Source organism: Eggerthella sinensis (assembly GCF_003339815.1).
Classification (GTDB): Bacteria; Actinomycetota; Coriobacteriia; order Coriobacteriales; family Eggerthellaceae; genus Eggerthella; species Eggerthella sinensis.
The window spans coordinates 1-11,251 of record NZ_PPTT01000051.1; the positions used below are offsets into that span (position 1 = coordinate 1).

The 11,251-nt window shown below is 67.3% G+C and carries 13 protein-coding genes; 1 reads left to right on the plus strand and 12 read right to left on the minus strand.

Annotation, left to right across the window (positions count from 1 at the left end):
- Window positions 1-29: 29 nt before the first annotated feature.
- On the minus strand, window positions 30-701 hold the full coding sequence (locus C1876_RS16920) for a CpsD/CapB family tyrosine-protein kinase (RefSeq protein WP_244910193.1): 672 nt from the start codon (window positions 699-701) through the stop codon (window positions 30-32).
- Between the two features lie 164 nt (window positions 702-865).
- Between C1876_RS16920 and C1876_RS16925 the strand changes: the two genes are divergently transcribed.
- Entirely contained in the window at window positions 866-1,054 is a 189-nt protein-coding gene (locus C1876_RS16925; protein WP_406566198.1) for a helix-turn-helix transcriptional regulator, read from the plus strand.
- Window positions 1,055-1,187: 133 nt separating this feature from the next.
- Here C1876_RS16925 and C1876_RS16930 read toward each other — a convergent pair whose 3' ends face one another.
- The 11 genes from C1876_RS16930 to C1876_RS16980 form a co-directional block, all read right to left on the minus strand.
- The gene (locus C1876_RS16930) at window positions 1,188-3,380 is read right to left on the minus strand and encodes an FtsX-like permease family protein (RefSeq protein ID WP_114547896.1); all 2,193 of its coding nucleotides are present in this window, start codon (window positions 3,378-3,380) and stop codon (window positions 1,188-1,190) included.
- Window positions 3,370-4,206, minus strand: coding sequence for an ABC transporter ATP-binding protein (locus tag C1876_RS16935; protein ID WP_114547897.1), 837 nt, complete (start codon window positions 4,204-4,206; stop codon window positions 3,370-3,372). The genes C1876_RS16930 and C1876_RS16935 overlap by 11 nt, the downstream gene beginning before the upstream one ends.
- 127 nt (window positions 4,207-4,333) lie before the next feature.
- On the minus strand, window positions 4,334-5,371 hold the full coding sequence (locus tag C1876_RS16940; protein WP_244910194.1) for a sensor histidine kinase: 1,038 nt from the start codon (window positions 5,369-5,371) through the stop codon (window positions 4,334-4,336).
- Window position 5,372: 1 nt separating this feature from the next.
- Window positions 5,373-6,041: a response regulator transcription factor gene (locus C1876_RS16945; RefSeq protein WP_114547898.1), complete on the minus strand. Its 669-nt coding sequence runs from the start codon at window positions 6,039-6,041 to the stop codon at window positions 5,373-5,375.
- A 116-nt stretch (window positions 6,042-6,157) separates the two neighbouring features.
- Window positions 6,158-6,634, minus strand: coding sequence for a hypothetical protein (locus tag C1876_RS16950; RefSeq protein WP_114547899.1), 477 nt, complete (start codon window positions 6,632-6,634; stop codon window positions 6,158-6,160).
- A 139-nt stretch (window positions 6,635-6,773) separates the two neighbouring features.
- Window positions 6,774-7,283, minus strand: a complete 510-nt coding sequence (locus C1876_RS16955) for a hypothetical protein (RefSeq protein ID WP_114547900.1) — start codon at window positions 7,281-7,283, stop codon at window positions 6,774-6,776.
- 164 nt (window positions 7,284-7,447) lie between these two features.
- Complete coding sequence (locus C1876_RS16960) at window positions 7,448-8,419, minus strand: tyrosine recombinase (protein WP_114547901.1); 972 nt, start codon at window positions 8,417-8,419, stop codon at window positions 7,448-7,450.
- Window positions 8,416-9,822 carry a methylenetetrahydrofolate--tRNA-(uracil(54)-C(5))-methyltransferase (FADH(2)-oxidizing) TrmFO gene (trmFO, locus tag C1876_RS16965; protein WP_114547902.1) on the minus strand — a complete coding sequence of 469 codons (1,407 nt, stop codon included), beginning with the start codon at window positions 9,820-9,822 and terminating at the stop codon, window positions 8,416-8,418. The genes C1876_RS16960 and trmFO overlap by 4 nt, the downstream gene beginning before the upstream one ends.
- A 67-nt stretch (window positions 9,823-9,889) precedes the next feature.
- On the minus strand, window positions 9,890-10,183 hold the full coding sequence (locus C1876_RS16970) for a DUF2442 domain-containing protein (RefSeq protein WP_114547903.1): 294 nt from the start codon (window positions 10,181-10,183) through the stop codon (window positions 9,890-9,892).
- A gap of 17 nt (window positions 10,184-10,200) precedes the next feature.
- Window positions 10,201-10,467: a DUF4160 domain-containing protein gene (locus C1876_RS16975; protein ID WP_114547904.1), complete on the minus strand. Its 267-nt coding sequence runs from the start codon at window positions 10,465-10,467 to the stop codon at window positions 10,201-10,203.
- A gap of 11 nt (window positions 10,468-10,478) precedes the next feature.
- The coding region (locus tag C1876_RS16980) for a DNA-processing protein DprA (RefSeq protein ID WP_114547905.1) at window positions 10,479-11,251 on the minus strand (773 nt) is incomplete at its 5' end.

Below are 11,251 nucleotides of genomic sequence, written 5' to 3' on the forward strand. Positions count from 1 at the left end.
CAATGGGGGGGTGCCCGAAGGGGGTTCCCCTACTCCCCTTTCGCGTACTGCTCGTAGTGCTCTGGGACGGCCTTTTCGCAGCAGTTCATCACGGTGCCGATGAGGTTCGCTCCCGCTTTGCGCAGCTGATCGCAGGCGTTCGCCACCTGGGTGCGCTCGACGAAGTCCTCGCGCACCACGAGCAGCGTGGCGTCGGCGGCCGAGCCGATGATGGCCGCGTCGACGAACGTGCCCACGGGCGGCGTGTCGATGACCACGTAGTCGTAGCGCTCGCCCAGAAACGCGACGAGGTTGCGGAAGCGCGCCGAGTCGACGATGTCGGCGGGGCTCGCCACGCCCGGCTCGGCGTCGAGGAAGTGCAGGTTGGGCTGCGCCGTGCGCACCACCGCCTGCCCGAGGTCCACGTCGCCCAGCACCACGGCGCACACGCCGGCCGATGCGTGCAGGCCCAAGCGCCCCGCGAGGGAGCGTCGGCGCATGTCGCATTCCATGAGCAGCGTCCGTTTGCCCGAGCGCGCCATCGCCTCGGCCAGCTCGAGCGCGATGGTCGTCTTGCCTTCGTTCGGAACCGAGCTCGTGACGACGATCGTCCCGAGCGGGTCGTCCACGCTCATGAACCCGAGGTTCGCGTACAGCGTGCTCACGGCGTTGCGCTGCGCCGAACGGGACGATTTCCCCAGTTGGGGCTTGAGCTTCTTCATGAACATCTCCACCGTCGATTCTCCGGAGCGCCGAGACGGCGATACGCCTCTTACGGACCGGCAAACTTCCTTCCACATCCTCAACACGGCTTCATATATGAAGCCGTGTTGAGGATTATACCGAATAATCTGAACGAATGGATGCAGATACGAAAAGAGCGCTCTTGGGCAGCGCGATACGCGAGCGACGGGAAGCCCAGAGCCTGTCGCAACAGAAGCTCGCCCTCATGGTGGGCAGCAGCAAGTCCCACATCTGGCGCATCGAGAGCGGGCGCGTGAGCGTCGGCCTCGACGATCTCGGTCGCATCGCCGACGCGCTCGACGTGCGGGTGCGCGACCTCTTCTCCTTCTAAACGCAGAGCAGCACGCAGAACGCGAGAGAACGCAGGGCGACGCGAGGGAATACGCGAAACGGCCCCGCCGACGTTGCCGTCGACGGGGCCGAACCATGCGCGCGGAATGCGCGCTCCGAGGCGGAACCCTCCCCTACCCCAGCAGCTTCTTGCCCAGGTAGGCGCGGATGATGCCCCTGCTGGCGAAGTAGGTGACCAGCAGGTACGCGCCGTACACCACGGCCACGAGCACGCCCGTCATGAGCGCGGGCTCGAGCACCGACACGCCCAGCTGCGAGAGCACCGCGTTGCTGATGACGCCGACGGCGCACACGGTGTGGCACACGGCCAGCGCGAGCGGCACGAGGAAGTACACGAGCACCTGCGTGCGCAGCGACCGGAAGATCATGCGGCGGTCGCAGCCGATCTCGGCGAGCACCCGGTAGCGCGGCAGCGAGTCGCTCGTCTCGGACAGCTGCTGGATGGCCAGGATGGCCGCCGTGGCGATGAGGAACACGAAGCCGATGTAGAGCGCCAAGTACGAGATCATGAGGTTCATGCCGCTCGACTGGACGAGCACCTCCTCGGCCGTGAACGCCTGGGTCACGGGCCACGGCTTCGGCGAGAACTCCCATCCGGACGCGGCGACCTCGGGAGTGGCGGGCGAGACCTCGGCCAGCATCTCGCTGAGCAGCTTGTCGCCTTCGGTGCGGCCCATCTTGTACATGAGGTTGAGGGAGCTCGTGTCGGGCTCCGCGCCCCCGGCGCGCAGATCGTCGATCACCGCGTCGGGCACGATGAACATCGCACCGCCCAGGGCGAAGGCCGCATCCTCCGTCGGCTGGCTGCGCAGCTCGCCTGCGGCGGTGAGCGTGCGTCCCGCCGCCTTGACGGTCTCGCCCGACCGTGCGAGCGATTCCGCCAGAGACTGCATGGCGTCGAGCGTGTTGTTCACGGCGTACTCGTTCTCGCCCAGCTCGACCGTGGGACGGCCCGACAGCTCGGCGAGCGCGTTGAACTGCGAGACGCCGATGAGCGAGATGCCCTGCGCGTGCACCGCGGCGCTCTGCTTGTCGTTGCCCAGATCCTGCCCGTAGCGGTCCATGAGCTCGCCGTACGTGGTCTCGTCGGTCACGTAGTTGTCGATCTGCGCGGAACGCTCCACCAGCTCGTCCCACAAAGGCGACGACGCGGCCAGCTTCGCGGCGATGTCCCAATCGTAGGCCTCGGCATCGGCGCGCACGGCAGCCGCCTTCTCGTCGGCAACCTGCTGATAGGCGCGATCGTCGTCGTCCATGTTCGCAAGCTTCTCCGGATCGGTCGTGCCGCCGGCGTTCAGGTACACGTTCGCCGAAAGCGTGGCGTCGTAGAGCGTGCCGTTTTCGATGTTGCCGGTGAAGGCGCGCGCCAGGCCCATGCCCGTGGAGAACACCGTGAGCGAGAAGAACAGCATGATGCACACCACCGACAGCGACACGAACGCGGTGTTCACCTTGCTCGCGATCTGGCGCATCGTGAACATGGCGAGGCCCTTGAAGTAGATGCCGCGCGTGCGCTCGATCACCGCGAGCGCGAAGCCCGCGAGCGACCAGAAGAACAGGAACGTGCCCACCACCATGAGCACCGTGGCCCGCCAGAACCCCTCGTCGAACTCGAGCAGGCCGTTGTCGACGAGCGTGACGTACGCCCACGCGATGACGCCCACGGCCGCGATGAACGCGACGAGGCTGATCCAGGGGTTGCGCACGCGGAAGCGCGCGTTCTTGGACCGGGCCGACAGCAGGTCGATGAGCTTGTAGCGGCGGATGGACAATGTGTTGAACACGGCCGTCACCGCGAAGATGATGACAAAGCATGCAAGCGTGAGCAGGAACGCGTCGAACGAGAAGATGAAGCGGTACTGCGTCATCTGCACGTTGAACAGCGCCGCCGTCACGAACGACAGCCCCTGCGACAGCGCGAAGCCCAGCAGGAGGCCCACCACGAGCGACACGAGGCCCACGGCCACCGTCTCCAACAGCACGATGACGGACACGCTGCTCGGCCTCATGCCCAACATGAGGTAGGTACCGAACTCCTGCTTGCGCCGCCTGATGAGGAACCCGTTCGCGTACAGCACGAGGAAGCCCAGCACGCAGGCGATGAGCACGCTGAACATGCCCAGGAACTGCCCCGTCATGGCGAACACGCTGCCCGTGGCAGAGTCTTCGAGGTCGAACAGGATGGATTGGCTGTTCACCGAGTTGAACGCGTAGAACACCGCCACGCCGAACACGAGCGTGACGAAGTACACGCCGTAGTCCTTCACCGAGCGGCGGATGTTGCGGAAGGCAAGTTTAGCTAGCATCGCGCACGTCACCGCCCAGGAACGTCACCACTTCCATGATGCGATTGAAGAAGTCGTTGCGGCTCGTCACCCCGCGGCGAATCTCGTTGAACACCGAGCCGTCCTTGATGAACAGGATGCGGCTGGCGAACGAGGCGGCGAACGAGTCGTGCGTGACCATCATGATGGTGGCGTGCAGCTCGGTGTTCATCATGGACAGCGTTTCCAGCATCACGCTCGTGCTGCGCGAGTCGAGCGCGCCCGTGGGCTCGTCTGCCAGCACGAGCTTCGGGTCGGCCACCATGGCGCGCGCCGCGGCGATGCGCTGCTTCTGACCGCCCGACATCTGGTAAGGGTACTTGTTCAGCACGTCTTCCACGCCGAGCGTGCGGGCGATGGCCTGCACCCGCGGCTTGATGGAGGACGAGGGGTCGCCCTTCACCGTGAGCGCGAGCGCGATGTTCTCGAAGCCCGTGAGCGTGTCGAGCAGGTTGGAATCCTGGAAGATGAAGCCCAGGTCGTCGCGGCGGAACTTCGCCAGCGCGCGGGAGCGCAGGGTGGTGATGTCGCGGCCGTCGACGAGGATGTGGCCGCTCGTCACCGTGTCGATGGTGGCCACGCAGTTCAAAAGCGTCGTCTTGCCGGAACCCGACGGCCCCATGATGCCCACGAACTCGCCGGGGGCCACGTCGAAGCTGATGTCGTTGATGGCGTGCGTGACGGAGTCGCGGTTGCCGTACACCTTCTCGATCTGGCGTACCGACAGGATGGGGCGGCCGCCCAGAGAGGACGCTCCGGCGCCCGGACGCGCCGTCGTCGTGTTGGGGGTCGCGTAGACTTCGGTCATGGTCGTATCCTTCCTCACGTTTTGGTCTGCAACCATGCTACGGCGCGCTGCGATGCGGCGCCATCGAAGTGGGTGACGCGAACCTTACGAAAATGCAAGGCGCGCCGTCAGGATGCGCGAGCGCGCCTCAGAGGGAGGACGTCTCGTAGTCGAGGCGGCGGCGATCGTGCGGGAAGGTGAGCAGCACGCGCGTGCCCGTGCCCTCTTCCGAGGCCAGCGCCACGGCCAGCCCCATTTTCGCGCACAGCTCGGCCACGAGGTACAGGCCCATGCCCGTCGACGATCCCGTGCGGCGGCCGTTCTCGCCCGTGAAGGCCCGCTCGAACACGCGCGGCACGTCGCCCGCCGGCACGCCGCAGCCGTCGTCGGCCACCTCGAGCACGGTGCAGGCGTCGCTCGTGCCCTCGTCCTCCAGGCTCACCGAGAAGCGCACGGTATGCGCGCCGTACTTCGCGGAGTTCGCCACGATCTGCCCCAGCATGAAGGAGAGCCACTTCGCGTCGGCGAACACGCGCGTGTCCTCCGGCACGTCCACCACGGGCGTCACGCCGCGCTCGATGAGGTAGCGCGCCTGCTTCTTCACCGCCTCGCGCACCGCGTCGACGAGCTTCGTCTCGCGGATGGCGTAGTCCTGCGCGAGCGACGTGGACCGCGCGTAGTACAGCGCCTGCTCTACGTATCCCTCGATGCGGTCGAGCTCGCCTTTGATGCGCGAAGCCTGCGGGCCGTGCAGGTCGGAGGTCATGAGCGTGGCGGCGGCGATGGGCGTTTTGATCTCGTGGATCCACAGCTCGATGTAGTCGCGGTAGGCCTCGGCCTGCTGCCGGTGCGACGCCACGTCGTCGGCGGCGCTCTTCCCCACCGCCTCGAGCGCCTCGTAGGCCAAACGCCCGTCGAGGAATCCGGGGCGCTCGAACAGCGCGGCCGCGTAGTACGCGCGCTCCAGATCGCCCACCACCTGATCGAGTTCCCGGTAGAAGGCGCGGCGGCGCAGGTACTCGATGAGCAGCGCCACGGCGGCGCACCCCAGCACGAAGCACGCCAACAGCACGGAGGCGTCCAACCCCGTGCCGAGCACGGCCGCCATGCCGCCCACGGCAAGCGCACACGCCACGGCGATGAGGATGACGACGAGACGGTCTCTCAGGTAGGCGGACGGGGTCACCTCACACCACGTATCCCTGGCCGCGGCGCGTGATGAGGAAGTCGTCGGGCACGCCGATGCTGCTCAGACTCTTGCGCAGCCGGTTGATGTTCACCGTGAGGGTGTTGTCGTCGATGAACGCGTCGGACTGCCACAGCTCCACCATGAGCTCCTGGCGCGAGATGATGGCGTCGTGGTTCGCCATGAGCATGTGGAGGATCTTGAGCTCGTTGCGCGTGAGGTCCACCGACTTGCCGTCGTGCTCCACCCGGCCGCGCGCCACGTCGAGCACCACGCCGCGATGCGCGATGCGCGCGGGCGGCTCCTGGCGTTGCGAGCGGCGCATCACCGATTGGATGCGCGCCAGCAGCACAGCGGGGTTGTAGGGCTTCGTGACGTAGTCGTCGGCGCCCAGGTTCATGCTCATGACCTCGTCGAACTCGCTGTCGGAGGAGGTGAGCATGACCACGGGCACCTCGCTTGAGCGCCTGAGGTCGCGGCAGATGGTGTGGCCGCCCGTGCCGGGCAGCTTGAGGTCGAGGATGACGCAGTCGGGCGCCGCCCCCATGATGTCGTCCACGATATGGTCGAACGCGGTGCTGGTCAGCGCGGTGTGCCCCTGCAGCTCCAACAGGCGCATCAGCTCGTCGCGCAGCGACGCGTCGTCTTCCACGACGAAGATACGTGCCACGGGTCCTCCTCACAACCGCCCGCTTCGGACGGTTCCCTCAGGGTATGCTGCAACCATAGTACGGCAGCGCAGCAAAACCGGAAACGAGGCGTAACCGTTTCGTTGCCGCGCTGCGGCTAACTCTTATGATGTTTCGAGTAGGTGCTCGGCATGGCGGGGCAGCCGGCTTTCGTGCTCTTGAAGTAGCGCAGGACGAAGCTCACGCCGGCCACGATGAGCGCCAGCCCGAGCCCCGTGTAGAAGAAGGCGATGAACCATTCGGGCACGAGCCCCGAGGCGCGCAGCGCGATGCCGCCGCCCATCATGATGGCCATCATGATGTAGCCCTTCTTGTCGAAGAACTTGAACACGTGGGTCTTGTCCTCTTCGTAGCCTCTGATGCGGTTGGCATGCTTGCCCACCATCTTGGTGAACACGAAGATGTGGAACAGCACGAAGATGAGCAGCGTGCCGCCGATGAGCACCCAGAACAGCCAGCCCGTCTCGTCCAGAAAGGCCGTGAGGCCGATGTTCACGATGTTCGCCCCGGCGATGAACCACACGATGCCGGCGACGAGCAGAAGCTTGTCGGTCGAAACCTTCAGCAGCTGCATGAGATGCTCCTTTGACGCGCCTGATTCTCAAAGGCCCGCGACGCGACGGCGCGCGAGCATCAGAACATTATAGGCTCGCAGCTCGCCGAGACAAGAGGCGGGCCGATGTCTCCATGGGAAGCATCGGCCCGCGTCTGCGCTACAGGACGTCCTGCGGGACGCGCGCGTCGTCGGCGTTCGTGCCGGCTCCGGCCACGTCGAGGATCTCGATGGTGGTGGGCTTGAAGGTGGAGCCGGTGCCCGTGCCGCGCATGACGATGACGTCGTCGGCGGAAAGGGTGCGGCCTTCGATCGCAGCGCCCGACTCGTCGACGATGGAGACGTCGCCCGAATCGAACATGATCTCGTCCTGGCCCGCGTTGAACGCCTGCGAGCCGCTGCCGTCGCTCGTCGAGCCCAGCTCGCCGATGACGACGGTCACCTCGGTGCCGTTCAGCGCCATGACCTGGCCGTACTGTACCGACTCGTTCTCGTTGTCGCTGTTTCCGATGGAACCTTCGGCGTCGTTGCGCTGCTGTTCTTCGTCTTTGAGCGCCTGTTGTTCGCCGAGGCTGTCCTGGGTCTCGGCGGAGCAGCTGGTCAAGAACGGAACGAACGCGAGCACGACGGCCATCGCGCCGGCGAACATCCTCATCTTCTTCTTGCTCATGAAGCCTCCCTTCGTCGTCGTGCGCACCGCGCACGTATCGGGCGTTTGTAGGTTAACGCTCACGATTGTGGAGGATGGGGCGCGGCTTCGGAGCGGGATGCGCGAAGCGTCAGGCAGCGGTCACGGTGTCGCAACCCGCTTGGAACGGGTCGGGAGCGCGTTCGTCACCCGCGCGGATGGGTGCGCGCATGCACCTGCTTGAGGCGCCCCGGCGAGAGGTGCGTGTAGATCTGCGTGGTGGACAGGCTGGCATGACCGAGCATCTCCTGCACGCTGCGCAGATCGGCCCCGCCGTCGAGCAGGTCGGTGGCGAAGGTGTGGCGCATGTCGTGGGGCGAAAGCGTCTCGTCGAGCCCCGCCTGGCGCAGCGCCTCCTTGAACATCTTGCGGATGGCGTCGGTGCCCATGCGGTTGCCGCGCGTGGACACGAAGAAGTAGTCGCAGGTGCGGTCGCGCAGGATGAGCGGGCGCGCCGTGGTGGCGTAGGCGCGCATGGACGACACCGCCATGTCGTGCAGCGGCACGATGCGCTCCTTCGACCCCTTGCCGAACACCTTCACCTGGCCGCTCGCGAAGTCGACGTTCGACGCGAGCAGGCCCGACGCCTCGGACACGCGGGCGCCGCAGGCGTAGAGGAACTCGAGCAGCGCCTGGTTGCGCATGTCGATGGACGACTGGTCGCGCTCGCGCCCCGCGATGTCGCGCTTGCTGTACACGGTGAGCAGCTTCACCATGTCGGAGGCCCTGATGACGTGCGGCAGGCTCTTCGGCTGCTTCGGGCCCTGCAGGATGCTCGCAGGGTCCTCGTCGGTGAGGCCGGCGACGTTGAGCCAGCGGAAGAAGCTGCGCAGAGCCGACAGGCGGCGGTTCACCGTGGTGCGCGAGTACTGCGCACGGTCGAGCTCGCCCAGGTAGCGGCGCAGTTGGCGGTGCGTGGCCGACAGGATGTCGATGTGCTCGCGATACGCCCAACGCGCGAAGTCCATGAGGTCGATGCGGTACGCGCGCAGCGTGTGGATCGAGGCGTTGCGCTCGACGCGCATGGCGTTGCAGAAGGCGTCGATCATCTCGACGATGCGCGGATCGCAGTCGAGGGGATCGGGGTTGGCGCGTGCGGAGAGTCCGCCGACGGTCATGAGGCCGCTTCCGTTCCGGCGGCGCCGTCGAGGGCGAGGCCGCGCTGCGCGAGTTCGTCGCGATAGGCGGCAAGCGCCTGCGCGCCGCGCTCGGCATAGGCGGCGTAGCGTTCGCGCTTGTTGCGTATGTGCTGGTCGAACGGCGGCAGGATGCCGAAGTTCACGTGCATGGGCTGGTAGTCGGCCGTGGCGGGGTCCGTGGCGTAGGCCATCAGCGCGCCGAAGGCCGTCTCGCGCGGCAGCGCGGGCGGCTCGACGCCGGCGAGCAGCGCCGCGGCGGCGAGGGCCGCGTGCAGCCCCGAGCGGATAGCCTCGCAGTACCCCTCGGTGCCGGCGATCTGACCGGCCAGGAACACCGGCACGCCCAAGCGGTCGGCGGCGGGCGCGTGGAGGCGCAGGTTGGCGTCGAGCAGGCGCGGAGCGTCCACGAACGTGTTGCGGTGCATGACGCCGTAGCGCGCGAACTCGGCCTGCTCGAGGCCCGGGATCATGCGGAACACGCGGCGCTGCTCCGGAAACGTGAGGTTCGTCTGGAAGCCGACGAGGTTGTAGCTCGAGCCGTGCGCGTCCTCGGCGCGCAGCTGCAGCGCGGCCCACGGGCGGCGGCCCGTGCGCGGGTCGGTGAGGCCCACCGGCTTGAGCGTGCCGAAGCGCGGCGCGTCGTGACCCTTGCGGGCGATCTCCTCGATGGGCTGGCAGGCCTGGAACAGGTCGCGCGTCTCGAAATCGCGCCTGATGACGCGCTCGGCGTTCACGAGCTCCTCGATGAAGGCGTCGTACTCCTCGCGCGAGAACGGCGCGTTCAGGTAGTCGCCCACGTCGTTGCCGGCGTCCTCGTAGCGGCTCTGGCGGAACAGGCGCTGCTCGTCGAGCGAATCGGCCATGACGATGGGGGCCGCGGCGTCGTAGAACGCCATATGCCCCTCGCCGGTGAGGCGGGCGAGCGCATCGGCGAGCGCATCGGAGGTGAGCGGGCCGGTGGCCACGACGAGCGCATCGGCGCCCTCGGCGGCACGGGCCAGATCGACGGCCTCCTCGCGCACGAGCTCGATGAGCGGGTGCTGTTCGACAAGCGCGCTCACCGCGTCGGCGAAGGCCGCGCGATCCACCGCAAGCGCGCCTCCCGCCGGGACGGCATGGAGCTTGGCCTGGGCGTACAGCTGCGAGCCGAGCTCGGCCAGCTCGCGTTTGAGCATGCCGGCGGCGCTGTCGGGCTTCTCGCTTTTGAGGGAGTTCGAGCACACGAGCTCGGCGCAGGCGCCGGACACATGGACGGGCGTCTGCACGTCGGGGCGCATCTCGACGAGGCGCACGCGGATGCCGCGCGCGGCGAGCTGCAGCGCGGCTTCGCTCCCCGCAAGGCCGGCACCCAGTATGGTTATGGATTTCTTGGATTGAGACATGCCTGCTAGGATAGCAAACCGGAAGCTGTCCGGAGCCCAGAAACCCCCGAAACCTCAACGCATCCGCTTATTGCACCGGCACGCCGAGGTCGTATAGATCCTCCGGGCCGATATCTTGTCCTTCGGGCCACCCCACCGCCATGCCGCCGTCGATGACGCGAACGCGCTGAAAGTACTCCGCATCGCCAAGTCGGCTGAAGAATTCCCCTTTGAACCAGGGCGAAGCGTCGAAGCGTTTCCGCTCTCCCGTTTCGTATTCCAGCAGCAGATGGCGCGAGTCTTCGGCGGAAACCGCCACAACGTGCGGCTCGGACGGTTTCGGCCCGACTACCAGACAGTTCTCCAACAGCTCTTGTCGCATGCGGCGCCCCCCTCATCTCAGCGCAACGGTTCGATCCTGAACGCCTCCCGTCCTTCTCCCAGCAAGGCCCAGTCGGCTTCGAGCTCCTCGCGATGCAGCACGATCCATGCACGCACGAGCGTCAGCTTCTTGAACGGCAGCTCACCTGAGAGAACTCGTCCGTCGAACCCGATAGATGCCCTGAACCCCGCACACTTCGCGTGGATATGGCCGAGGTGATGCCGTTCGTTCGCCTCATTATACATGGAAATCACGATGCCGTAGAACATGCAAAGCGCGGCCATCGAGTCTCCTCTCATTTCACGACGGGGCCCCAGCGGCCGTCGGGATGGCGGGCCACGACGCCTGCCAGCTCGGCTTCCACGAGGCGCTCCATGAGCCAGGAGCGGGGCTCGGCATCGCCGCAAGAGGCGGCAGCGACGGCGTAGAGGCGCTCCATGCCGAGCGGCTCGGCGCGCAGGGCGTCCACCACGGGGTTGGCGAGATCGCCGCCCGGCAGCCCCGAGGGGCGCGCGGCGCCCCCGCCGCCCGGCCACGCTTCCCGCTTCAAGCACCCGAACAGGGAGAACAGCACGTCCTCGAACGTCTCGTCGTCCACGATAGGCGTCGCCCCCTGGTAGAGCAGACGGTTCGCGCCGCGCGACGAGGCGGCCGTGATGGCGCCGGGCACCACCAGCACGTCGCGGCTGGCGGCGAGCGCCTCGTCGGCGGTCGAGAACGTGCCCGACGGCAGCCCCGCCTCCACGATGAGCGTGGCGCGCGCCAGGGCGGCGATGAGGCGGTTGCGCAGCCGGAAGCGGTAGGGCTTCGGGCCCTCGTCCCACGCGCATTCGGACGCCACGGCCCCGCCGCCGTCCACGATCTGCTGGAACAGCTGCGCATGCTCGGCGGGATAGGGCCTGTCGCAGCCGCCGCCGAGAAAGGCCACCGTGCGCCCGCCCGCGTCGAGCGCCGCGCGATGCGCGGCCGCGTCGCATCCGCGCGCCCCGCCCGAGACGACCACGACGCCCCGCTCTGCGGCGATCCGCGCGAACCGCTGCGCGCAGCCGCGGCCGTACGGGGTGGCCC

Coding starts and splice junctions, on each gene's coding strand:
- C1876_RS16955 (WP_114547900.1), bottom strand. CDS start 7,283: ATGAGCAAGAAGAAGATGAGGATGTTCGCCGGCGCGATGGCCGTCGTG.
- C1876_RS16920 (WP_244910193.1), bottom strand. CDS start 701: ATGAAGAAGCTCAAGCCCCAACTGGGGAAATCGTCCCGTTCGGCGCAG.
- C1876_RS16970 (WP_114547903.1), bottom strand. CDS start 10,183: ATGCGACAAGAGCTGTTGGAGAACTGTCTGGTAGTCGGGCCGAAACCG.
- C1876_RS16960 (WP_114547901.1), bottom strand. CDS start 8,419: ATGACCGTCGGCGGACTCTCCGCACGCGCCAACCCCGATCCCCTCGAC.
- C1876_RS16975 (WP_114547904.1), bottom strand. CDS start 10,467: ATGGCCGCGCTTTGCATGTTCTACGGCATCGTGATTTCCATGTATAAT.
- C1876_RS16950 (WP_114547899.1), bottom strand. CDS start 6,634: ATGCAGCTGCTGAAGGTTTCGACCGACAAGCTTCTGCTCGTCGCCGGC.
- C1876_RS16930 (WP_114547896.1), bottom strand. CDS start 3,380: ATGCTAGCTAAACTTGCCTTCCGCAACATCCGCCGCTCGGTGAAGGAC.
- C1876_RS16935 (WP_114547897.1), bottom strand. CDS start 4,206: ATGACCGAAGTCTACGCGACCCCCAACACGACGACGGCGCGTCCGGGC.
- trmFO (WP_114547902.1), bottom strand. CDS start 9,822: ATGTCTCAATCCAAGAAATCCATAACCATACTGGGTGCCGGCCTTGCG.